The organism is Luteibacter sp. UNCMF331Sha3.1, from assembly GCF_900109915.1.
Taxonomy (GTDB): Bacteria; Pseudomonadota; Gammaproteobacteria; order Xanthomonadales; family Rhodanobacteraceae; genus Luteibacter.
In genome coordinates this window covers 1,278,599-1,302,846 of sequence record NZ_FOBU01000001.1, presented here as the reverse complement: position 1 = coordinate 1,302,846, position 24,248 = coordinate 1,278,599, and the positions used below count along the sequence as shown (strand labels likewise).

At 66.8% G+C, this 24,248-nt stretch carries 17 protein-coding genes; 9 read left to right on the top strand and 8 right to left on the bottom strand.

The window, feature by feature from the left end; translation table 11 throughout:
- Positions 1-35: 35 nt before the first annotated feature.
- Entirely contained in the window at positions 36-563 is a 528-nt protein-coding gene (locus tag BMX32_RS05775) for a DUF2501 domain-containing protein (RefSeq protein WP_049808568.1), read from the bottom strand.
- Positions 564-681: 118 nt separating this feature from the next.
- On the opposite strand from BMX32_RS05775, the gene BMX32_RS05770 reads away from it, so the two are divergent.
- From BMX32_RS05770 to BMX32_RS05760, 3 genes are all read left to right on the top strand, one after another.
- Entirely contained in the window at positions 682-3,237 is a 2,556-nt protein-coding gene (locus BMX32_RS05770; RefSeq protein ID WP_170843568.1) for an alpha-L-rhamnosidase, read from the top strand.
- A gap of 152 nt (positions 3,238-3,389) precedes the next feature.
- Positions 3,390-4,898: a hypothetical protein gene (locus BMX32_RS05765; RefSeq protein WP_139206676.1), complete on the top strand. Its 1,509-nt coding sequence runs from the start codon at positions 3,390-3,392 to the stop codon at positions 4,896-4,898.
- Between the two features lie 16 nt (positions 4,899-4,914).
- Positions 4,915-6,381, top strand: a complete 1,467-nt coding sequence (locus BMX32_RS05760; RefSeq protein WP_089975507.1) for a hypothetical protein — start codon at positions 4,915-4,917, stop codon at positions 6,379-6,381.
- Positions 6,382-6,386: 5 nt separating this feature from the next.
- Here BMX32_RS05760 and BMX32_RS05755 read toward each other — a convergent pair whose 3' ends face one another.
- Complete coding sequence (locus BMX32_RS05755) at positions 6,387-7,604, bottom strand: MFS transporter (RefSeq protein WP_089975504.1); 1,218 nt, start codon at positions 7,602-7,604, stop codon at positions 6,387-6,389.
- Positions 7,605-7,683: 79 nt separating this feature from the next.
- Positions 7,684-8,187 (bottom strand): gluconokinase, encoded by a 504-nt coding sequence (locus BMX32_RS05750; protein WP_089976997.1) that lies wholly within the window; start codon positions 8,185-8,187, stop codon positions 7,684-7,686.
- 83 nt (positions 8,188-8,270) lie between these two features.
- Here BMX32_RS05750 and ltaE point away from each other — a divergent pair, with 83 nt between their 5' ends.
- Positions 8,271-9,284: a low-specificity L-threonine aldolase gene (gene ltaE / locus BMX32_RS05745; protein ID WP_089975502.1), complete on the top strand. Its 1,014-nt coding sequence runs from the start codon at positions 8,271-8,273 to the stop codon at positions 9,282-9,284.
- On the opposite strand, the gene BMX32_RS05740 is transcribed toward ltaE, so the two are convergent.
- The 4 genes from BMX32_RS05740 to BMX32_RS05725 all read right to left on the bottom strand — a co-directional run bounded on the left by BMX32_RS05740 (position 9,278) and on the right by BMX32_RS05725 (position 12,398).
- Complete coding sequence (locus BMX32_RS05740; RefSeq protein WP_029213193.1) at positions 9,278-10,060, bottom strand: N-acetylmuramoyl-L-alanine amidase; 783 nt, start codon at positions 10,058-10,060, stop codon at positions 9,278-9,280. The genes ltaE and BMX32_RS05740 overlap by 7 nt on opposite strands.
- Complete coding sequence (locus BMX32_RS05735; protein WP_089975499.1) at positions 10,057-10,497, bottom strand: hypothetical protein; 441 nt, start codon at positions 10,495-10,497, stop codon at positions 10,057-10,059. The genes BMX32_RS05740 and BMX32_RS05735 overlap by 4 nt, the downstream gene beginning before the upstream one ends.
- A 90-nt stretch (positions 10,498-10,587) precedes the next feature.
- Entirely contained in the window at positions 10,588-11,703 is a 1,116-nt protein-coding gene (zapE, locus tag BMX32_RS05730; protein WP_089975497.1) for a cell division protein ZapE, read from the bottom strand.
- Entirely contained in the window at positions 11,700-12,398 is a 699-nt protein-coding gene (locus BMX32_RS05725; protein WP_089976994.1) for an alpha/beta hydrolase, read from the bottom strand. The genes zapE and BMX32_RS05725 overlap by 4 nt, the downstream gene beginning before the upstream one ends.
- A 48-nt stretch (positions 12,399-12,446) precedes the next feature.
- On the opposite strand from BMX32_RS05725, the gene BMX32_RS05720 reads away from it, so the two are divergent.
- Positions 12,447-13,064, top strand: coding sequence for an acyl carrier protein phosphodiesterase (locus BMX32_RS05720; RefSeq protein ID WP_089975494.1), 618 nt, complete (start codon positions 12,447-12,449; stop codon positions 13,062-13,064).
- Here BMX32_RS05720 and BMX32_RS05715 read toward each other — a convergent pair.
- The gene (locus tag BMX32_RS05715; protein WP_089976990.1) at positions 13,036-13,533 is read right to left on the bottom strand and encodes a c-type cytochrome; all 498 of its coding nucleotides are present in this window, start codon (positions 13,531-13,533) and stop codon (positions 13,036-13,038) included. The genes BMX32_RS05720 and BMX32_RS05715 overlap by 29 nt on opposite strands.
- Positions 13,534-13,891: 358 nt before the next feature.
- Between BMX32_RS05715 and BMX32_RS05710 the strand changes: the two genes are divergently transcribed.
- The 4 genes from BMX32_RS05710 (at position 13,892) to BMX32_RS05695 (ending at position 24,203) form a co-directional block, all read left to right on the top strand.
- Complete coding sequence (locus BMX32_RS05710) at positions 13,892-15,139, top strand: efflux RND transporter periplasmic adaptor subunit (RefSeq protein ID WP_029213188.1); 1,248 nt, start codon at positions 13,892-13,894, stop codon at positions 15,137-15,139.
- Positions 15,140-15,208: 69 nt separating this feature from the next.
- A complete protein-coding gene (locus BMX32_RS05705) occupies positions 15,209-18,448 on the top strand; it encodes an efflux RND transporter permease subunit (protein WP_089975491.1) in 3,240 nt (1,079 codons plus the stop codon).
- 136 nt (positions 18,449-18,584) lie between these two features.
- Positions 18,585-21,707, top strand: a complete 3,123-nt coding sequence (locus BMX32_RS05700; RefSeq protein WP_029213186.1) for an efflux RND transporter permease subunit — start codon at positions 18,585-18,587, stop codon at positions 21,705-21,707.
- Between the two features lie 258 nt (positions 21,708-21,965).
- Positions 21,966-24,203, top strand: coding sequence for an NADP-dependent isocitrate dehydrogenase (locus tag BMX32_RS05695; RefSeq protein ID WP_089975488.1), 2,238 nt, complete (start codon positions 21,966-21,968; stop codon positions 24,201-24,203).
- Positions 24,204-24,248: the final 45 nt, after the last annotated feature.

The window sequence follows — 24,248 nt, the reverse complement described above, 5'->3', positions numbered from 1 at the left end:
GCGGGACGTCCATGTCCCGTCCACGTCGCGTCATCTCACTTGCCCATGCCCAGCATGCCCTTGCCCTGCTTGAGCACGGCATCGCACACCTTGCGGGTGAGCTGGGCCTTCAGGTCGCCCGCGCCACCGCCCATCGATCCGCCGGTGGCACCGAGATCGAGCGTCTTTCCGTCGCCCGACTTCAGCAGGCCCCTGGCGCCGTCAATGTAGCCCTTGTCCTGCGTGGGCGCCGCCGCCGTGCCGCCCTTCTTCGCCTTGCCGGTGAACCGGCCGAGCATGTCGCTGGCGGACGATCCCGTCGCATCGTTCGACGCCGCCTGGGTGTCGCCGCCGCCGAGCTTGCCGAGGAGCTGGTCCTTCACGCCGGATGCGCCACTGTCGCCGCCGAGATAGTTGTTGGTCACGCAGTACTGCAGGATGCCGGCAGCGTTGCTCATGCTCCCCGACGTGAGCGAGCCGCCACCGCCTCCCATCAGTCCTTTCAGGCTGTCGAGCTGAGCGGCCGGCGCCGGGGCCGGCGCGGACGCGGCGACGAGGACGAGCGCGGCGAGAACGGTCTTCATGGCATGTCTCCCTGGGGCAAGGTCGGTGAAGGGATACGCTCCCTGGCGTTAGATGGATGTATGGACGGCTGCGTTCGCACGTTATGCTCGCGGGATCCCGAACGTAAAGGTCGTCCCCTTGCCCATTCGTCAGGTCGCGCTCGTCGTCGCACTCTCGCTGCTCGCCTCGACCGCCGTGTCCGCCGGCGTCGCGCTCTCGACACCGCGCGTCGAACGCAGCGATACGCCCACCTTCGTCGACACGCCGAAACCGCGGTTCTCTTGGATCGTGCACGACGACGCCAACGGCACCGAGCAGCTCGGCTATCGCCTCGTCGTCACGGCGAAGGGCCGCACCGTGTGGGACAGCGGCGACGTCGACACGACGCGCTCCTTCGATATCGACTACGCTGGCCCGGCGCTCGCACCGGGCGAACGCTACGCGTGGCGCGTGCACGTGCGTACCAATCATGGCGCGGCCGACGCGGCATCGCATTTCGACACCGCTCTCGACGAGGCCGGCTGGAACGATGCGCGATGGATCGGCAAGAGCGACGACACGTTGCCGGCGCCGCTCCTGCGCAAGGCGTTTCATGCCGACGATGGGATCGAGCGCGCCACGTTGTACGTCGCCGCTGGCGGCTATGCGGATATCTCCATCGATGGAAGGCCGGTGAGCGACGCCGTTCTCTCGCCAGGGTTTACGGACTATGCCCGCCGCGTCGAAGTCGTCGCGACCGACATCGCCGTGACACCCGGCGACCACACGCTCGGTGCGGAACTCGGGCGCGGCTTCTACGGAATGACCAACGTGAACGTGTGGCACTGGGAGAAGGCGCCGTGGCACGGCAACCCGCGCGTGCGCGCGTTGCTGCGCATCCGCTACAAGGACGGCCACACCCAGGATGTCGTCAGCGACGACAGCTGGGACATGGCCGATGGACCGACGCGTCTCGACGATCTCTACGGTGGCGAACAGTACGACGCGAGGCTCGCCGTGCCGACGTCGTGGAAGCACGCTGAGATCGTCACTGCGCCGAAGGGCGCGCTGGTGGCACAGACCGAGCAGCCCATTCGCGTCGTGGAGACGCTCGCCGCGACGAGCGTCTCCGAGCCGGTGCCGGGAACGTACGTCTTCGCGTTTCCCCGCGTGATCGCCGGCTGGGCGACGTTCGACGTCGCGGGCCAGGCGGGCACGACGGTCACCGCGCACTACGGCGAGACGCTTGCGCCCGATGGCACCGTGCAGTGGCGCGACGAACATCACTACGTCAAGGGCGATTTTCAGACCGACCGGATCACGCTTGCCAACGACAGGCTCCGCTGGCATCCGAGGTTCTCCTACAAGGGCTTTCGCTACGTGCAGGTGGAAGGCTGGCCCGGTGGCAAGCCGGGGTCCGAGGCGGTGACGGCGCAGGTGGTTCATACGGACGTCGCGGTCACGGGCCGCTTCGACAGTGCGGACGCGTTGCTTAACTGGATCCATCGCGCGGCGGTCGACACGATGCTGAACAACCTGCACGGCATCCCGACCGACACGCCGATGTACGAAAAGAACGGCTGGACGGGCGACGGCATGCTGGGCGCGGACATGTTCCTGCGCAACGTCGATGCCGATCGTCTCCTCGCGAAATGGGTGCGCGATATCGCCGACACGCGCACCGCCGACGGGGCACCGTTGCTGATCGCGCCGAACCCCTGCTGGGGCACCGGCCGCGCCCCGACTTGGCACTCGGCGTACGTGTTCGTGCCCTGGTCGTTGTGGATGTTCGCCGGCGACCGCCGCCCGATCGACGAGCACATCGACGGCATCGCGCGTTACGTGGCGATGGAAGACGCGCGCTCGCCCGGTGGCATCGCGGACACGGACCTCGGCGACTGGGTCAGCCCCGAGACCGATCCGGGCGGCGGCAACGCGCCCGAGGACAAGCGCATCGCCGCGACGGCCTACCTTTACGGTATGGAAATCGCGACGGCCACGATGCTCCGGCTGACGGGCGACGATGCCGGCGCCGCGCGATTCGATGCGCGCGCGAAGCGTGTGCGAGACGCGTTCAACGATCGCTTCCTCGATCGCCCGACGGCACGCTATCGTGGTGACGGCGACGCCGGCTACCGTCAGGCGCACAACCTGCTCGCGCTCGCCTTCGGCCTCGTTCCCGACGACCTGCGCGCGCGCGTGGCCGCCGGCGTGGCGGCGGATGCGAAATCGCGCGGCGATCATCTCACCACGGGCGCGCTGGCGACGAAGGCGATCCTTCCCGTGCTCACGGCGACGGGTCATGGCGACGAAGCCTGGGCTATCGCCACGCAGATCACGTTCCCCAGCTGGGGCTACTGGCGCGCCAACGGCGCGACGAGCCTGTGGGAGCACTGGAAACTCGCATCGCGATCGCGCGGGCATTATTTCCTCGGCACGATCGACGACTGGCTCTTCGAGGACGTGGCCGGCCTGCGTCCACTCGAACCCGGCTGGCGACGCTTCGAAGTGCGGCCGGCGTTGACGGCGTTCCTCGATCGCGCATCGGCGTCGGTAGCGACGCCCTACGGTCGTGCGTCCGTCGCATGGCGTCGCGTCGCCGGTACCGTCGAAGCCGACGTCACGGTACCCGTCGGCAGCGAGGCCGTCGTTACGCTCCCACGGGGCGGACCTCGTTCACTGGGGCCCGGGACGCACCACGTGACATCGCCCTGACGGAGCGACTCTCCGCCGATCCGGCACGGCACTTATAAATCCGCGACGAGCTTGGGACATCCTGTCATGCCCTACGTCGCTCGTCGGATGGTGTCGCAGCGCCGCGCCGATAAGATGAAGATGGTCGCGCAGCGATGCATAGGGAGATGGCCGTGAGCGAACCGTTTGAATTGCAGCCCGATATCCGCTTTCCACCGCCTGTATGGATCGCGCTGGACGAAGCGTATTACGGCAAGGACGGAACCATCGATACCGAGAGCGTGCCCGACGATGGGTTGCCGATACGCATACCGGACTATCCGGGCAGAGCGCCCGGCGACACGGTCAGGGTCTGCACGCAGCCGGTCGATGGGCATCAGCAGGCGGTCTACGGCGCCTCGAGGACGGTGGAAGGCGAAACCCCCGTCGAACCCAGGGTGCGCTACCTGACGCTCTATACGTTCGCGGTCCAGTCGCGGGCCGTCCGGATCCACTACGAAGTCGAGCGACAGGGAGTTCGTACGTTGTCCCAGCCGCTGCTGATGAATCTTCTTCCCGTCCGTCGAACGGCGATGCTTCGCGCGCCAGAACTGAGAACGGAGCTCGTCGACGATGCGCTGAAGGAAGACGCCAGGGCGATCAATATCGATATGGCGCTGCCTGCCGACAGGGACGTGGTGGACGAGTATGTCGTGGTTCACATGCTTTGTACTGGCCTCGCATTCAACGATCCCATCAAAATCGAGGGTGGCGCGATATTCACCGTCGAGCCGGACGTGGGGCCGCCGTACAAAGTCGTCAATCGCAGGGTGGGAGCCAGGGCGAAGTTCCGCGCGGGGAACTATCCCGGCGATACGCTGCGAATCTGGTACGAACTGACGATCGAGAGCGACACGTGGGTGTCGGACATTCTGACGATAAAGATGCCTGGCACCATGCCGGAGCCAGTGCAGAGTCCACTCATGGTGGGCGACGACATGCAGATACACGCGGAACCATGCGTGGTGTCCATTGGCAAGAAGCCTGCCAACGTGCCGTCACACGCCTTCGCCATGCAAACCCCGCGAGGTGGGTGGCCGCCGTATACCTTCACGTCGAGCAACACACTAGCCGCCGTGGTCGAAGCAACCGGCCGAATCGTTCCGACAGGCAACGGCATGTCCGTCATCACGGTCACGGATGCAGCAGGTAGCTCTGCCTCATTCAACGTGACGGTCACCGGGGCGACGGTGCTCATGCCTGTCCGATCACCCTTGCATGTGGCTGCGGATTACCGACAGACCCTGCTCGAGGCGGCACCTGGACTGTCCACCATCTGGTACACCCCTGGGGTGATGGCTCAACTGGCGCACTTACGGGGGTTATGGAAGCAATACGTCGATGGGGAACCGTCACTGGCACGTCGCATCGGCTTCGACGAGGACAGTCCGCAGGAATCTCTCTACTGGGCATTCGATTCGGATGACAGCTCGTACTTCCGGGTGAACCTCAATGCGACCACGGAGAGTGAGGTGGTCGAGCGGGTCGATTTCTCGAAGGGCGGCACGTCGCGCTATTTCATCGCCATGGTGGAGACCAACCTATGGTGCGGCTTCAATGGCTGGTACCGCGATGGCGAGCGAGCCAGAACCTTCGGGCAGCCGTGGTATACGGCGGACTACACCAGCCTGCCATTCGAATGAGCGCAAGGAGGCGACCATGGCGAGCACCTACGGCTTCGCGACCGATTCGACCGTTCCTCCTCCTCGCTGGCTCGAGGACGCCGCCAGTCTCTTCGATGGCGAAACGCTGATCGCCTCCAGAGTGCCTGAAGCGGGCATCATGATGGGCATCGACCCTTATCCGGGGATGGCCGCCGGCGATCTCGTGCGAATGGTGTCCGTTCCGGTCGGAGGGCTCGGGCAACCCATCCTCGGTGCGTGGGAGCAAGTGGAAGACGACCTGCGACCGCGACCTTACCTGCGCGCGATCACACTCTTCGGCCTGGCGCTCGAGGCGGACCAGATCGACGTGCATTGCCAGGTCTGGCGACACGACGTGCTCACGACGTCGCCGGCACTCCGGGTATCGATCCAGTCGGGCTATGCGCAGGATCGTCTGGCCGCACCCTTCGTCGTCATGCCGAAAGCAGAAGGCGTGCAGCCGACGGACACCAACATCACGCTTCGTACGAATGTCTCTGCGGCATGGTACGGCGGAACGATGGCCCTCTATCTCCTCGGAACGGAATGGACTTGCTTTACGAGCGTGGTCCTCCCCATCGGCGCAGCCACCAGGACGGTGGTTTTCACACATGCCAAGGGGTTCGATCCTCGAGCGAGCGCGGGTGGCATGCTTCGCGCGTGGTGCACCATGACGCGCAAGGATGCCACTGCGGTTTCGAACGTCCTCTCGATCCCCGTCGCCGGCATTCCACCGCCGCCGCCGCCTTCGCCGCTCGTGCTTGGCGGCGACGCGCGGATCGATGCCGAACCCTACGTCGTGGCGATGGCATCGCCTGAGCCTGCCGTCGCACCAAACCCTCCAGCCCACGTCACGCTGACCCGGGTCGCCGAGGGCGGCACGCCGCCGTATCGCTACGAAACGAGCAATCCCAGAGTGGCGGCGGTCGACGCGCAGGGCACGGTCGTGGCCACCGGGAACGGCGTGGCTTCGATTCGCGCCATCGACGCCGCGGGAATGGTAGCCACGTGCACGGTAACCGTGACCGGCGTTACCGTAGTGATGCCTGTGCGGACGCCGGCACATGTCGGCGAGGATTATCGCCAGACCCTGTACGTTGCTGGCGAGGCACTGGGGTCCATCTGGTTCACGCCAGGGGTGATGGCGCAACTCCAGCACTTGCGGGCGCTGTGGCGGCAGCATCGCTCGTTGCTACCCGGGCTGGCCCGGAAGATCGGGTTCGATGAGGAGAGCGATACGGAGGCGTACTACTGGGTGTTCGATTCCACGAGCAGCGCGCATCTGAGGGTCAACCTCAACGCCGTCGACGAGTCGTGCTTCGTGGAGACGATGTCTTTCGAGACCGGCGCCACCGCGCGTCATTTCATCGCGATGGTCGAGACGAACATGTGGAATGGCTTCAACGACTGGTACGGGGACGGAGAACACGCGAGGGTTCATGCTCAGCCGTTCTACAGTCCGATATACGGAGCAGCGACCTGAGCGTTTCAGCGCGAGGCGGTTCGCTTCGCGGTATCGGGCAGCAGCGCCGCAAGCAGACCGATCAATGGCAGGAAAGCGCAGATGCCATAGACCGCTTCGATGCCGATGTGATCGGCGAGTTCGCCGAGCACCGCGGCACCGATGCCGCCCATGCCGAACGAGAAACCGAAGAACAGCCCCGAGATCATGCCGACTTTGCCCGGCACGAGTTCCTGCGCGAACACCACGATGGCGGGGAAGGCCGAGGCGAGGATCAGGCCGATGGCGATGGTGAGCGGCGCGGTCCAGAACAGGCTCGCGTGCGGCAGCAGCAGCGTGAAGGGCAGGGCGCCGAGGATCGAGAACCAGATGACGCGCTTGCGTCCGATGCGATCGCCGACCGGGCCGCCGAGCACCGTGCCCACGGCCACCGCGCCAAGGAATGCGAACAGGTGGTACTGCGCGTTTTCCACCGACACGCCGAAGCGGTGGATGAGATAGAACGTGAAATAGCTCGTGAGACTCGCGAGGTACACATACTTCGAGAAGATCAGCGCGAGCAGCACGGCGATGCCGCGACGCGCTTCGCGACTTGCCGGCGTGGCGACGCCATGTGTCGATGCGCCGGCGATCAGTCGGGCCAGACCCTGGTGTCGATACCACTGGCCCACATTCCAAAGGATGGCGCCGGACAGCAGGGCGAGCAGGGCGAAGAACGCGAGGCTCGATTGACCCCAGCGCACGACGACCAGCGCCGCGGCGAGCGGCCCGAGCGCTTGGCCTGCATTGCCGCCCACCTGAAACAGCGACTGCGCGAGACCATGCCTTCCACCGGAAGCCATGCGTGCGACACGCGAGGACTCGGGATGGAACACGGACGATCCGACGCCGAGCAGCGCCGCACCCGCGAGCAGCAGTGGGTACGCATGGGCCTGCGAGAGGACGACGAGTCCGGCCAGCGAGAACAGCGTGCCGCCGGGTAGCGCGAGTGGCGTGGGCCGCTTGTCGGCATAGAGGCCGACGAGCGGCTGCAGGATCGACGCGGTGATCTGGTAGACGAGCGTGATCAGGCCGATCTGGCCGAAGTCGAGCTGGAACTCGCTCTTCAGGCCGGGATAGATCGCCGGAAGCAGCGATTGCATCATGTCGTTGAGGAGATGGCAGAAACTGATCGCGAAGATCACGCCGTAAACGGTCGTGTCCGGGCGACGGCCATCCAGCGCCGTATCGGCGGGGGCTTGCATGGGCGTTCTCGGGGGATCTCGGGGAACGAATATGAGAACACGGGACCGCGCGCGGCGCGAGTGCGCACGCGCCCGGTCGTCAGGCCGTGGCGCCGTGGCAGCCCGAGCGGATGATGCACTCGACGATCTCGCCGGGTCCCGGGCCGATGGCGACGCGCAGTGCTTCGTCGTCGTCCGGTTCCTCGAGGGTCGCGAGCTGGCTGTCGAGCAGGGCGGGATCGAAGAAATGCCCCGACCTGGCACCGAGGCGCTCCGCGAGCAGGTCGCGGGTGCCGTGCAGATAGACGAATCCGACGTCGTCGTGTCCCGAGCGCAGGAAATCGCGATAGCGTCGCTTCAGCGCCGAACAGGCCAGTACGAGCGACTCGCCGCGTGCGCGGTACTCGTCCATCGTGGCGACGATCGCCTCGAGCCAGGGCTGGCGGTCGGCGTCGTCGAGAGGCACGCCATGCGCCATCTTTTCCCGATTGGCGGCGGGGTGCAGATGGTCGCCGTCGACGAAGTCCTGCCCGAGCCGCGTCGCCAGGGCCTCGCCGATCGTGCTCTTGCCGCTGCCTGAGACGCCCATGAGGATCGTGATCATGGCCGAAGCATGCGGCCGCGCAGGCCACGGAATCGTGAACGGCATCGCGTAACATCGAAGGCATCCTCCCGAGAGCCCGACCCATGCGAACCATCGACCTGCGTAGCGACACCGTCACCCAGCCGACCGAGGCCATGCGCGAGGCGATACTCCACGCGCCGGTCGGCGACGACGTCTACGGCGAGGACCCGACGGTCAATGCGTTGCAGGAGCGCCTCGCTTCGGAGCTGGGTTTCGAGGCGGCGCTCTTCGTACCCACCGGCACGCAGAGCAATCTGCTGGCACTGATGAGCCACTGCGAGCGCGGCGACGAATACATCGTGGGCGCGGATGCGCATACCTATCGCTTCGAGGGCGGCGGCGCGGCGGTACTCGGTTCCATCCAGCCGCAACCGATCCCCCAGGAGGCCGACGGCACGCTACCGCTGGACCGGGTGGAGGCGGCGATCAAACCCGACGACCCGCATTTCGCGCGCACACGCCTTCTCGCGCTGGAAAATACCTGGCACGGAAGGCCTCTTCCATTCGGTTACCTGGCGCAGGCGCGCGAGCTCGCCACGCGCCGCGGCCTGGGCTTTCACCTCGACGGGGCGCGCCTGTACAACGCCGCGATCGCTTACGGTCGCGCGCCGCGCGATGTCGCCGCTGGATTCGACAGCGTGTCGGTGTGTCTCTCCAAGGGGCTCGGTGCGCCGGTCGGATCCGTGCTGCTTGGCAGCGCGGCGTTGATCGCGAAGGCGCGTCGGTGGCGCAAGGTCGCCGGGGGCGGCTGGCGCCAGGCCGGCATGCTCGCCGCGGCGGCCATGCATGCGCTCGACCATCATGTCGAACGGCTCGCGGACGATCATCGGCGCGCGGCACGGCTGGCCGACGGCCTGGGCGGCATCGACGGCCTTCAGCTTAAGGGCTGTCACACCAACATGGTGTTCGTCGATGTGCCAGCGACACGCCTGAAGGACCTCGCCGCGCACATGGCGTCGCACGGAATCCGCCTGAGCATCGGTTACCTGCCATCCATCCGGCTCGTGACGCACCTGGACGTGGACGACACCGCCGTGAAGCGCACGATCGACGCGTTTCGCGCGTTCGCCTACTGACGCGGCGCCATCAGCTTGCGTTGCAGCGAATACAGGATGGCCGCGTCGGTGCCGTCCAGCGCGTCGCTTTCCATCGCGCGGTAGTGGCGGTGGAAGGCGACGATGGCGCTACGCGGATTCGACACGTCGTAGCCCACGAGGCGGAGCGCCGCGAGGCTGTCGAAACCGGGTGGCGCGGGCACGAGCGTCGCGTCGGGCCACAGGCCGAAGCCATAACGGGCGAGCGTCGCCCAGGGGAAGAGGCGGCTGGGATCGTTCTTGCGACCGGGGGCGATGTCGCCGTGGCCGACGACGGCTTCGCGCGGAATGCCAAGCCGCGAGGTGAGATCCGCCAACAGGCGGATCAGGGCCTGGATCTGCGGCTCGGCGAAGGGCGACTCGCCATCGTTGTCGATTTCGATGCCGATCGATGACGAGTTCAGGTCCGTCATGTCGCCCCAGCGCGACGCGCCGGCGTGCCATGCACGCGCGCCGTCGTCGACGAGCTGATCGATGCGACCGTCGGCTTCGACGAGGTAATGGGCGCTGACCTGGCCTTCGCTGTTGCGCGTGCTCAGCACGCGCAGGGATTGGGCGGCGTTACCGATCGACGTGTGGTGGAGGACGATGATCTGCGCCTTGCGCGCGTTGAAGTTCGGCGAGGGCGTCCAGTGGGCGAGCGGGCTGCGCTGCGGCGCCACGCGTGGCGCGCTGGCGCAACCCGCGAGTGTCGCCGTCGCCATCGCGAGCGCCACGAAGGCGGCGCGACGCGCGGCGAAGGCGACATGCGGTCTCATTCGACGTGGAAGTCGCAGCTGGTGATGACCCACTCGATTTCCTCGCCGACGTCGCCGGTGTCGTCCTTCGACGCGACGACGATCTGCAGGTCGACGCAGTCGTGTCCTTCGGACAGCCACTCGGTTTTTTCCAGCGCCATGCCGCCCTGCTTCAGCGCGGCGCGCAGCGCGGGCATGGTGGTGTCGCGCAGCTCGATGCCTTCGTGGCTGAGACGTGCGTGCAGCACTTCGACGTCGCAGAGCTTGTCGTCGAGGAAGCGCAGACGCAGCCACTCGTTGCCGGCCTCGTCGGTGTATTCGTCTTCGTCGTCCCAGATGTTCTCGCCCGGGGCCTTCCAGCCCAGCGCGTCGCGGATCTTCTTCCGCGGCATGCCGAAGAAGATGTCGGTGTCGCCGCGGCGAATGCCGCGACCGGGAACCAGCTCGCAATGTTCCATGGCGTACCTCGTCAGATGGCGCGGGTGACCCGCCCGTCAAGCATGGACGACCGCGGACGGAGCCGGCCAGCCGGTTCCGTCCGTGCCGTGTCAGGGTTTATGGTCACGGCCAAGGTAGTCCTCGCTCTGCATTTCGATCAGGCGCGATTCGGTGCGTCCGAACTCGGCGCGCAGCTTCGCACCATCGTACAACTCCGTGATCGGCGCGGCGGCGGACAGGATCAGTTTGACGTGACGGTCGTAGAACTCGTCGACCATGAGGACGAAGCGCTTCGCCTCGTTCTCGGTGTAGACGGTGAACTGCGGGACGTTGGACACGATCACCGCGGGGTAGGTCCTGGCGAGTTCGATGTAGTCGGCGACGGCGCGCGGGCCCTCGCACAACGCTCCGAAATCGAACCAGAGGATGCGATCGGCGCGTTTGCGCACGGGCACCGGACGGCCGTTCAGCGTGATGTCGCCGCCGTTCTCGATGTCGCCCTCGGCCTGGCCGGCGAAGATGCGCGCGAGCGAACGCTCCGCCTCGGCGCCCGGCGGCACGAGGTACACGGACGCCTGACTCAGCGCCCGGAGGCGCCAGTCGTGCGGCGATACCATCTCGTGAACGACGCAGTGCGTCTCGATGGCGGCGATGGCGGGCAGGAAGCGCGCGCGTTGCAGGCCATCCTTGTACAGACCCTTCGGCGGGGTGTTCGACGTGGTTACGAGCGTGACCCCGCGCGCGAACAGGCCGTCGAGCAGGCCGGCGAGGATCATCGCGTCGCCGATGTCGGAGACGAGGAATTCGTCGAGGCACAACACGCGGTGCTTCGCGGCGAGGCGCTCGGCGACTTCGTCGAGCGGATTCTGGCGCTCGCCCAGTTCGCGCAGCATGCCGTGCACTTCGAGCATGAAGCGATGGAAATGGCGGCGCAGTGCGAGTCCCGGCGCGAGGCTGGAGACGAAGAGGTCCATCAGGAACGTCTTGCCGCGGCCCACGCTACCCCAGAGGTAGAGTCCGGGCACGGCCTTGCGCGGTTCGTTGCCCAGCATGCTGCGCAGGCGACCGAACAGGCCCGCGCCGGCGGCGGGATCCGGCGCGCAGAGCGCCGCGTGCAGCCGGTCGAACTCGGCGATCACGGGCAGCTGCGCGGGATCGGATTCCCAGCGGTGGCCCGCGATCCCGTCCCGGTAGCGCTCGCCGGGCGTCGATGCCGTGCAGTTCATGCCTGGCGCGGCTCCGGGAGCCAGTCCTTCACCGCGTGCTTGATGGCGCCACGCAGGTCCATGAGGCGACGGTGGAAGAAGTGACTGGTGTCTTCCATCGTCACGAGCTGCGGCCGACGGTCTTCCGGAATGCTCTCGACCCAGTCGTACACGGCCTGCGGATCGACGATCTCGTCGGCGTCGCCCATCACGACCAGCCAGGGAATGGCGGGCAGCTCGAGCGGTGCGAAATCCCAGCCACGCCCGGCGGCCGGCGGCGCGATGCTGATCAGGGCACGCGCATCGAGGCGGACGGCGTTGCGGATCGTGACGTAACTGCCGAACGAGAATCCGGCCAGCCACAGTTCGGCGCCCGGACGCACCTTTCGTGCCCAGGCCACGACGGCGGCGAGATCGTCGCTTTCGCCGTGGCCGTGGTCGAAGGCGCCTTCCGAGCGACCCACGCTGCGGAAATTGAAGACGACGGTATCGACGCCGGACTCGCGCAACGAGCGCTCGACCATCGTCACCACCTTGTTATGCATGCTGCCGCCGTCCGTGGACAGCGGATGGCAGATGACGGCCACCACGTCGCGCGCGACATCGGCGGCCGCGGCCTTCGCCTCGCATTCCAGCTTGCCTGCGGGCCCCGCGAGCGCGAAGCTCATGGTTTCGGCCGGAAAACGATCCGGCGCTGTCGGTAGAAGATCGCTCATGCCCGCCATGATAACCGCTGACCGCCGTCCTCGCGGCCAGGCCACCCCGTGAACGTGCTGGCGCACGCCCTGCTGGCGGGCGACGACCCGGCCCTTCGGCTCGGCGGGGTCATGGGCGACTTCGTCCACGGCACGCCCGACCTCGCGCTGCCGGCGCGGGTACGCGAGGGCATCTACCTGCACCGGGCGATCGACGGGTTCACGGACAGCCACCCCGCGGTGCGCGCGGCCCGGGAACGCATGCAGCCACCGTTCCGCCGCTACGCGGGGATCCTGCTCGACGTCTGGTTCGACCATCTGCTGGCCAACGACTTCGCGACCTGGAGCGACGAACCGCTGGCGTCGTTCTCCGATAACGTCCGTGCCGAACTCCATGCGGCCGACGCCATCCTGCCCGACGGGCTGAAGCGCTTCCTCGCCTACATGGACATGCACGACCTGCCGGCGCGTTACGCGCACCTCGACCGGATCGAAGGGGCCTTCGCGGGCATATCGCGCCGCCTGTCGCGCGCCAACCCCGTGGCCGAGGGGTTGGCGGTGCTCATCGCGGACGCCGACGCGCTGCGTGGGACGTTCGCGGCATTCTTTCCCGAGCTGCGCGCCTTCGCCGCGGACTGGATCGCGACGAGGCCTACGCTTACTTCGCCTGCTCGACCATCCACTTGACCGTGTTGGTCACCTGCTCGTCGGTGAGCGACGGGTTGCCGCCCTTCGCCGGCATGTGATTGCCGTCCGGGCCGGTGTAGCCCTCGATGGCGTGCTTGGTCAGCGTCGCGAGGCCGGCGGCGATGCGGGACGTCCAGGCGCCCTTGTCGCCCAGCTTCGGCGCCCCGGCCACGCCGGCCGTGTGGCAGCTGTGGCAGAGGTTGTCGTAGATGGTCTTGCCATCCGTGCTGCCGCCGTAGGCGACCTGCGCGGCGGCGGCCTTGGCGGCCGCTTCCTGCGCGGCGAGCATGGCCGCACGGCCGGTGTCGCCCGCGTATACGGCGCCGACGGGAGCGATCCGCGCCTCGGTGCGCCTGGCGACCGCCGGGTCTTCTTCCTTCGGGATGTTGCTGTAGATGGCGTAGGCGATGACCATCAGGAAGATAGCCAGGACACTGAGGCCGGCGGTCAGCCACGAGAACTGACGCATGAAGTTCTGGTCGGACTTGCTCGGAGAACCGCTCACGCATTGACTCCACTGATTTTGGGTGTGCCGGCCCCCCTCCCCGGGGATCCAGCGTGCCTTCAGGCCGCTTCGCGGCGTCGAACTTCCCGAGTATAGCGGAAGCGCCGCCCGAGTCAGGGGTACGATGCGGTTCGCCCGGCACGGCGGGAGTACATGTCGTCAGTCATGCTGTACCCCTGTCAACCGGCATTGTTCAATGCCGTTCCCCTAAACCTATATTGGCGCCGTCGAATCTTCATCGATTGGGGGTATAACCCCCGGTGGCGCAGGCCGCTGCGGTCGGAACGGGTACCCCGTCCGGTTATTCATCTGGGAGCTTTACATGTCGCGTTTTTGGAAGATCGCGCTGGCCGTCATCGTGGTTCTGGTGATCGCGGGCATTTTCGTCGTTCCTCGCCTGACTTCCCACGGCGACGCGAACGCGCAGGGAGGCAAGGGGAACGGTGAAGGCCAGGGGGCCGATCAGCCGCCGGTGCCGGTGACCGTCGTGCCCGTCAGCGCGCAGGACGTTCCGGTGTACCTCACCGCGACGGGCACCGCCCAGGCCCGCAATTCGGTCGTCGTCCGTCCGCAGGTCGGCGGCCAGCTGATGAAGCTGAACTTCCAGGAAGGCGAGGAAGTGAAGGCCGGCGAGGTGATCGCCGAGATCGATCCGCGCACCATCCAGTCGCAGTACGACCAGGCCCAGGCGAAGCTTCGCCAGGACCAGGCGGCCGCCGCCACCGCCCGGAACAACCTCGAGCGTTCGCAGAACCTCGTCAGCAAGGGCGGCCAGCAGTACGTGTCCAAGCAGGACCTCGACAACCTGAAGAACACGCTCGACCAGGCGGCCGCGACGGTCGTCGCCGATCAGGCCTCGATCCGGGCCTCGCAGGTGCAGCTGGGCTTCACCAAGGTCATCGCGCCGATCGATGGCCTCGCGGGCATCCGCGCGGTCGACGTCGGCAACATCGTCTCGACGACGGATTCGATCGTGACGCTCACCGAGGTCCACCCGATCTACGTGTCGTTCAACCTGCCCGAGAAGAACCTCGATCTGGTGCGGACGTCCATTCGCGAAGATGCCGGCGCGCCGCTGACCGTAGCCGCGCTCGACCGCATCGATTCGCACGTGGTGGCCACCGGCAAGCTGGAAGTCATCGACAACACCATCGATACCACCACGGGCACCTTCCGCCTGCGCGCGGTGTTCGAGAACGCGAATACCGAGCTCTGGCCGGGTCAGTTCGTGAACGCGCGCCTGCAGGTGCGCACGGTGAAGGGCGGCCTCGTCGTGCCGGCGCAGGCCGTGCAGCGCGGTCCCGACGGCGACTACGTCTACCTCGTGCAGGGCGACAACACGGTCAAGATGCAGCCGGTCGAGACGGCCAGTGAAGTCGGCGACAGCCACGTCATGATCGGCAAGGGCCTGAAGCTGGGCGAGAAGGTGGTCACGGAGGGCCAGTTCCGCCTGAAGCCGGGTTCGAAGGTGCAGCCGCTGGCGCCGGGGCAGGTACCTGCCGCGCCGACGGCGGAAGAACTGCAGAAGGCCAAGAAGGGCCAGGGTCGCCAGGGCGGACGCCGCGGCTGACAGCGCGCGGCGCGCCCACGACGGACGCGCCGCCCACGGACCGCAAGGTCCAGACACCAGGACTAGACAGTGGGTTTTTCGACTCTCTTCATTCGCCGGCCGATCGCCACCTCGCTGCTGATGGTGGCGGTGCTGCTGCTCGGCATTCTCGGCTACCGCCAGCTGCCCGTGTCGGCGCTGCCGGAGATCGATGCGCCGAGCCTGGTGGTCACCACGCAGTATCCGGGTGCCAGCGCGACCACGATGGCCGCGCTGATCACCACGCCGCTCGAGCGTAACTTCGGGCAGATCTCGGGCCTGGCCTCGATGAGTTCCGACTCGTCGGCGGGCCTGTCGACGATCATTCTCCAGTTCAACATGGACCGCGACATCGACATCGCGGCCCAGGACGTGCAGGCGGCGATCAACCAGGCGCGCGGCACCTTGCCGAACAACCTGCCGTATCCGCCGGTGTACAACCGCGTGAATCCGGCCGACGCGCCGATCATGACGCTGATGCTCACGTCGGACAGCCGCTCGCTGCGCGACGTCAACAACTACGCCGACTCGATCCTTTCGCAGAAGCTCTCGCAGGTGCAGGGCGTGGGCCTGGTGTCCATCGCCGGCAACGTGCGCCCCGCCGTGCGCATCCAGGTGAACCCGGCGCAGCTGGCCAACCTCGGCCTGACGATGGAAGACGTGCGCAGCTCGCTCACGCAGGCCAACGTCAACGCGCCGAAGGGCACCCTCAACGGCAAGACCCAGTCCTACAGCATCGGCACGAACGACCAGCTGGCCGACGCCGCCGAGTACAAGGGCACGATCATCAGCTACAAGAACGGCGCACCCGTGCGCCTTTCCGACGTGGCCAACGTGATCGACGGCGTCGAGAACGACCAGCTGGCCGCATGGGCCAACGGCAAGCCGGCCGTGCTGCTCGACATCCGCCGCCAGCCCGGCGCGAACATCGTGCAGACGGTGCAGCAGATCCGCCAGACGATCCCGGACCTGCAGAAGGTGCTGCCGGCCGACGTGCACCTTCAGGTGTTCTCGGATCGCACGATCACCATCCGCGCGTCGGTCGAGGACGTGCAGTTCACCCTGATTCTCACGATCTGCCTCGTCGTCGCTGTGATCTTCGTCTTCCTGCGCCGCCTGTGGGCCACCGTGATTCCTTCGGTGGCGGTGCCGCTGTCGCTCATGGGCACCTTCGGCGTGATGGCCTTCGCGGGCATGTCGCTCGACAACCTGTCGCTGATGGCGTTGGCCGTGGCGACCGGCTTCGTGGTGGACGACGCGATCGTGATGATCGAAAACATCGTCCGTTACATCGAGCAAGGCCAGGACGCCAAGACGGCGGCCGAGGTCGGCGCGAAGGAAATCGGCTTCACGGTGCTGTCGCTGACCGTCTCGCTGATCGCCGTGTTCCTTCCGCTGCTGCTGATGCCCGGCGTCACCGGCCGCCTGTTCCACGAGTTCGCCTGGGTGCTGACGATCGCCGTGGCGATCTCGATGCTCGTCTCGCTGACGCTCACGCCGATGATGTGCGCGTACCTGCTGAAGGCCGACCAGCTGCCGGACGCGGAAGACGCGCACGAGCACGCGGCGGCCGCGGGCAAGCACACCACCTGGTCGCGCATCGTCGAGGGCTACGGTCGCAGCCTCGACTGGGTGCTGGACCATCGCCCCCTGACCATGCTCGTCGCCGCGCTCAGCGTCGCGCTGACCGTGGTGCTGTACATCGTGATTCCGAAAGGCCTGCTGCCCGAGCAGGACACGGGCCTCATCACCGCGGTGGTGCAGGCCGACCAGAACGTGGCCTTCCCGCAGATGGAGCTGCGGACCAAGGCCGTCGCCGACGCGCTGGCGAAGGATCCCGCCGTGGCCGGTGTCGCGGCCTTCATCGGTGCGGGTTCGGTCAACCCCACGCTCAACCAGGGCCAGATTTCGCTGGTGCTGAAAGAGCGCAAGGACCGCGACGGCCTGGATGACGTCGTGCCACGCCTGCAGAGAGCCGTCTCCGGCATCGCGGGTGTCGCGCTCTATCTGAAGCCCGTGCAGGACGTGACGCTCGACAGCCAGGTCTCGGCCACCGAATACCAGTACTCGATGTCGGACGTGAACGCGACGGAACTCGCGGGCTACGCGCAGCAGATGACCTCGGCGCTGCGCAAGCGGCCCGAGCTCGCCGACGTCGACAGCAACCTCGCCGACAAGGGCAACGCGCTGAAGCTGACGATCGATCGCGACAGCGCGAGCCGTCTCGGCGTGCCCGTGCAGACGATCGACGACACGCTCTACGACGCCTACGGCCAGCGCCAGATCTCCACGATCTTCACGCAGCTGAATCAGTATCGCGTCGTGCTCGAGGTGTCGCCCGAATACCGCACGAGCACCGATCTGCTGAACAAGCTCACGGTGCGCGGCAACGGCAACGGCGCGCTCACGGGCTCCAACGCCACCAGCTTCGGCCAGCTCACCTCCAGCAATTCGGCCACGCCGTCCGGTATCGGCAACACCGGTAACGTCGGCTTCCAGGTCGGCGGTGGCGGCACGATCCCGCTGGCCGCGCTCGCCAGCGCGGAGGTCACGAGCGCGCCGCTGGTCGTCAGCCATCTGCAGCAGCTGCCGGCGGTGACGATTTCGTTCAACCTCGCGCCGGGCTACTCGCTGTCGACGGCGGTGGACGCGATCCACGAGGTGGAGAAGGAAATGAACTTCCCGCCGCAGGTGCGCGGGCAGTTCATCGGCAAGGCCGCGGAGTTCTCGTCGTCGGTCGGCGACGAGGTGCTCCTGCTGCTCGCATCGATCATCGTCATCTACATCGTGCTGGGCGTGCTCTACGAGAGCTACATCCATCCGCTGACGATCATCTCCACGCTGCCGCCCGCTGGCGTCGGCGCGCTGCTCGCGCTGCTGATGTGCGGCATGAGCCTTTCGGTCGACGGCATCGTGGGTATCGTGCTGCTGATCGGTATCGTGAAGAAAAACGCGATCATGATGATCGACTTCGCGATCGAGGCGAAGCGCACCGGCCTGAACGCCACGGACGCCATCCGCCGCGCCTGCCTGCTGCGCTTCCGCCCGATCATGATGACCACCGCCGCCGCGCTGCTCGGCGCCCTCCCGCTGGCGCTCGGCAACGGCATCGGCTCGGAGCTGCGCAAGCCGCTCGGCGTGTCGATCGTCGGCGGCCTGCTGCTCTCGCAGCTGGTCACGCTGTACACCACGCCGGTGATCTACCTGTACATGGAGCGGTTCTCCGACTGGCTGGCCGAGCGCAAGCGACGACGCGCCCTGGCGCACGGCGGCGACGTCCAGACGACCTGATGGACCCCCGCTCCACAACGCTTGCGACACCCTTGTTCGCCGGGCGGGACACCGCCCGGCGAAACCTTTTTCCGGCTCGCGCGTTAGGACCCCATACGTCCCCGCGTCGCCGCGCTCCGAAAAGCTCCCGCATTCGATGAATATCTCCGGCCCGTTCATCCGTCGCCCCATCGGTACGTCGCTGCTGGCGATCGGCATCTTCGTGGTCGGCGTCATCTGTTACTCGCTGCTCGGCGTGTCGGCACTGCCGAACATCCAGTTCCCGGCGATCTTCGTGCAGGCCCAGCAATCCGGTGCCGACGCGAGCACCATGGCGTCCACGGTCGCCGCGCCGCTGGAGCGCCACCTGGGCCAGGTGCCCGGTATCGAGTCGATGCGCTCCAACAGCTCGGAAGGAAGCACCTTCGTGCTGATGTTCTTCCAGAACGGCGTGAACATCGACGCGGCCGCGCGCGACGTGCAGACGGCCATCAACGCCGCGCAGCCCGATCTCCCGCCGGGCCTCAACAATGCGCCGTCATACACCAAGGCCAACCCCAACGACGACCCCGTCATCGTGCTGGCGCTCACGTCGGACACCGTGGCGCCGACCGACCTCTACAACATCGCCGACTCCATCCTCGCGCAGCGCCTCCGCCAGCAGGAGGGCATCGCGACCGTCGACATCGCCGGCAGCGCGACCCCGGCGATCCGCGTCGACGTGAACCTGCGCGCGCTGAACTCGATGGGCCTGTCGCCCGATCAGCTGCGCAACGCGCTCACGGCCGCCAACGTCACATCGCCGCAGGGGTTCCTCACCGACGGCCAGACGACCATGGCCGTCACCGCGACCGACTCGCTGCACAAGGCATCCGAGTTCGCGGACCTCATCATCGGCGTGAAGGATGGCGTGCCCATCCGGCTGTCCGACATCGCCAAGGTGTACGACGGCCAGCAGGACGCCTACCAGGCGGCATGGTTCAACGGTCGCCCCGGCATCCTGATGTACGTCTACAAGAAGGCCGACGCGAACGTCATCGAGACCACCGATCGCGTCAAGGCGCTGATCCCGGTGATGCAGACGTGGCTGCCCGGTGGCGTGAAGTTGCATTCGTTCTTCGACGGCACGCCCACCATCCGTGCCTCGCTGCACGAGGTGCAGGCGACGCTGCTGATCAGCCTGTGCATGGTCATCATGACGATGGCGCTGTTCCTGCGCCGCCTCGCGCCGACGGTGATCGCCGGCCTGGCGGTGCCGATGTCGCTCGCCGGCGCCTTCATGGTGATGTACGCGTTCGGGTACACGCTGAACAACCTGACGCTGCTCGCGCTCGTCATCGCGATCGGCTTCGTGGTCGACGACGCCATCGTCGTGATCGAGAACGTCATTCGTCACATGGACGAGGGCATTCCCCGCTTCGAGGCGGCGTTGCTCGGTGCCCGCGAGATCGGCTTCACCATCGTTTCGATCACCGGCTCGCTGATCGCGGTGTTCGTGCCCCTGCTGCTGGCGCCGGGCATCTTCGGCATGTTCTTCAAGGAGTTCACGGTCACGCTGGTCGCGGCGATCGTGGTATCGGCGATCGTGTCGCTGACACTCACGCCGTCGTTGTGCGCGCACTTCCTCACGGCGCACAAGGACGCGAAGCCGGAGTCGAAGCTGGGTCGTGCGCTCGAGCGCATGCACGACCGCCTTCTCGCCGTTTACCGCACCGCGCTCGACTGGACGCTTCGCCACGCGCTGCTGATGGCGCTGACGCCGCTGATCCTCGTCGGCGTCACGCTGTTCCTGTTCGGCATGGTGAAGGGTGGCTTCTTCCCGCCGCAGGACACCGGCCTGATCGGCGCGCGTGCGACGTCGAGCTCCACGGTATCGTTCGGCGAGATGAAGACGCGCCAGGCGCGGCTCACGGAAATGCTGCTCGCGGATCCCGCGGTGGAGTCGGTGGGCTCGCGTCTGGGCACCAGCCGCAGCGGATCCAGCGGCTTCTTCAACATCGAGCTGAAGACGCGCGCGGAAGGCCGCGACGAAACGACGTTCCAGGTGCTGGACCGCCTGTCGGCCAAGGCGAACAAGTACCCGGACCTCAATCTCCGCCTGCGTCCGATCCAGGATCTGCCGACCGGCGGCGGTGGTGGCAACACACAGGGCGGACAGTATTCCGTGTCGCTCAAGGGCGACGACATCAGGGAGCTGCAGGAGTGGATCCCGAAGCTCGTCGACGCGCTGAAGAAGAATCCGATGCTGCGGGACGTGGGCAGCGACATCGATGCGCAGGGCCTGCGCCAGAACATGGTCATCGACCGCGATACGGCGTCGCGGCTGGGCGTGTCGATCGGCGACATCGACGGTGCGCTCTACAACGCGTTCGGCCAGCGTGCGGTGTCGACCATCTATTCCGACATCAACCAGTACCGCGTCATCGTGAACGCGCTGCCGCAGATGGCCGCCACGCCCGAGGCGCTCAACCAGATCTACGTGCGGGCGAGTTCCGGTGCGATGGTGCCGATGTCCGCGGTGACGCGGCAGGAGCCCGGGCTCGCGCCCAGTCAGATCGTGCACGAGGACCAGTACACGAGCATGGGCGTCAGCTTCAACCTCGCGCCGAACGTCAGCATGGGCGAGGCGATGGAGATCATCCAGAAGACGATCAACGGCATGCGCATGCCCGGCGACATCCGGCTGGATGCCGGCAGCGACTTCGGTCGTTTCCAGCAGTCGCAGAGCGACATGCCGCTGCTGATCCTCGCCGCCATCGTCACGGTCTATCTGCTGATGGGCATGCTGTACGAAAGCCTGATCCACCCGGTCACGATCCTGTCCACGCTGCCCGCCGCGGGCGTCGGCGCGCTGGCCGCGCTGGTCATCACCGATACCGAACTGTCGGTGATCGCGATGATCGCGCTGGTACTGCTGATCGGCATCGTGAAGAAGAACGCGATCATGATGATCGACTTCGCGCTCGTGGCGCAGCGCGAACACGGGTTGACCTACAAGGAAGCGATCCGCGAGGCATGCCTCGTCCGCTTCCGTCCGATCATGATGACCACCATGGTGGCGATCCTGGCCGCCGCGCCGCTGGCGATCGGGCTGGGCGACGGCTCCGAGCTGCGCCGCCCGTTGGGTATCGCGATGATCGGCGGCCTCGTGATCTCGCAGAGCCTCACGCTGCTCTCGACGCCGGCGCTGTACGTGATCTTCGCGTGCCTGTCGGAGCGCTGGAAGGCGCGCAAGGCGCGTCGCAAGGAACGCCGGGCGCTGGCGAAGGCCTCGGCGTAACCCGCTCTGGTGGGAGCCAGCCTGCTGGCGATGGGGGCTTGTCGCGCGCACCCTTCGCCAGCAGGCTGGCTCCCACCCATGGCCGGCACGATGAGGTTTCTTGCCGCACGGGCAAATCATCCATTCCGGTCGTTCGCTTCCCCCTCCGGCGCGTTCCGCGCCACAATGGGCGGGTTTCCGCTCGCCGGTGCGCCCCGCAAGGCCTGCGCCGGCCGGCTCCATGACCTGGCCCACTCAAGCATGAGGCTCGCTTCAATCATGTCCAGCTCGCCCAAGATCATCTACACGCTCACCGACGAAGCGCCGTTCCTGGCGACCGCCTCCTTCCTTCCCATCGTCGAGGCCTTCGCAGGCACCGCCGGCATCGCGGTCGAAACGCGCGACATCTCGCTGGCCGGCCGCATCCTCGCGCAGTTCCCGGAGCGACTGACCGATGCGCAGAAGATCGGCGACCATCTGAGCGAACTCGGTGCGCTGGCTACCACGCCGGACGCCAATATCATCAAGCTGCCGAACATCAGCGCCTCCGTGCCGCAGATGAAGGCCGCGATCCGCGAGCTCCAGTCGCAGGGTTACGACCTGCCGGATTACGTCGACGCCCCGTCGACCGATGCCGATAAGGACACGAACGCCCGTTACGGCAAGGCGATGGGCAGCGCCGTCAATCCGGTACTGCGCGAAGGCAATTCCGATCGCCGCGCGCCGCTCTCGGTGAAGAACTACGCCCGCAAGCACCCGCATCGCATGGGCAAGTGGTCGCCCGAGTCGAAGTCGCACGTATCCCACATGGACGGCGGCGATTTCTACGGCAGCGAAAGGTCGGCCACGATCGCGAACGCGGGCAACCTGCGCATCGAGTTCGTGGGCAAGGACGGCGCCACGAAGGTGCTGAAGGAAAAGGTCGCGGTCAAGGCCGGTGAAATCGTCGACGCGGCGGTCATGAGCCGCAAGGCGCTCGCCACCTTCATCGACGCGCAGATCGCCGACGCGAAGGCGAAGGGCGTGCTGTTCTCGCTGCACCTGAAGGCGACCATGATGAAGGTCTCCGACCCCATCATGTTCGGCATCGTGGTGCGCGAGTTCTACAAGGACGTGCTCGCGAAGCACGCCGACACGCTCAAGGCGCTGGGCTTCGACGCCAACAACGGTATCGGCGACCTGTATTCCCGCCTCGACCGGCTGGATGCAGCGAAGCGCGCCGAGATCGAAGCCGATCTCAAGGCCGAATACGCACAGCGCCCCGCGCTGGCGATGGTCAATTCGGACAAGGGCATCACCAACCTGCACGTGCCGAGCGACGTCATCGTCGACGCGTCGATGCCGGCGATGATCCGTGACTCCGGCGGCATGTGGAATGCCGACGGCAAGCTGCAGGACGCCAAGGCGATCATTCCCGACCGTTCGTACGCCGGCGTGTACCAGGCGGTGATCGACGACTGCATCGCGCACGGCGCGTTCGATCCCGCCACCATGGGCAGCGTGCCCAACGTCGGCCTGATGGCGCAGAAGGCGGAAGAATACGGCTCGCACGACAAGACCTTCCAGATCGCCGCGGATGGCACCGTGCGTGTCGTCGCCGACGACGGCTCGGTGGTGTTCGAGCACGCGGTGGAGCAGGGCGATATCTGGCGCATGTGCCAGACCAAGGACGCGCCGATCCAGGATTGGGTGAAGCTCGCCGTGCAGCGCGCGCGGTTGTCCGATACGCCGGCCGTGTTCTGGCTCGACAAGGCCCGCGCGCACGACGCGCAGGTGATCGCGAAGGTCGAGCGTTACCTGAAGGATCACGACACCGCGGGTCTCGACATCCGCGTGCTGGCGCCGGTCGACGCTACGACGTTCTCGCTCGGGCGCATCCGCAAGGGCCAGGACACGATCTCGGTCACGGGTAACGTCCTGCGCGACTACCTCACCGACTTGTTCCCGATCATGGAACTCGGCACCTCGGCGAAGATGCTCTCGATCGTGCCGCTGATGGCCGGCGGCGGCCTGTTCGAAACCGGTGCCGGTGGTTCCGCGCCGAAGCACGTGCAGCAGTTCGTCGAAGAGGGCTACCTGCGCTGGGATTCGCTGGGCGAATTCCTCGCGCTCGCCGCGTCGCTCGAACACCTGGGCGAGCGTTACGACAACGCCCACGCGCGCGTGCTGGCCAAGACGCTCGATCAGGCCAACGGCCGCTTCCTCGACAGCAACAAGTCGCCCGCGCGCAAGGTCGGCGAGATCGACAATCGCGGCAGCCACTTCTACCTTGCGATGTACTGGGCGGAAGCGCTCGCTGCGCAGAACGACGATGCCGATCTCAAGGCGAAGTTCACCGCTGTGGCGAAGGCGCTGTCGGAGAACGAGGCGACGATCAACGCCGAGCTGATCGCCGCGCAGGGCAAGCCGGTCGAGATCATGGGGTATTACCACCCGGACATGACGCTGGTCAGCGCCGCGATGCGTCCCAGCCGGACGCTCAACGACGCAGTCGCCTTGCTCGACGCGGCGCGCTGAGTGTCGCGGGATCGCGGATAACGTCCCCGCGCGGGAAGGGGCGGC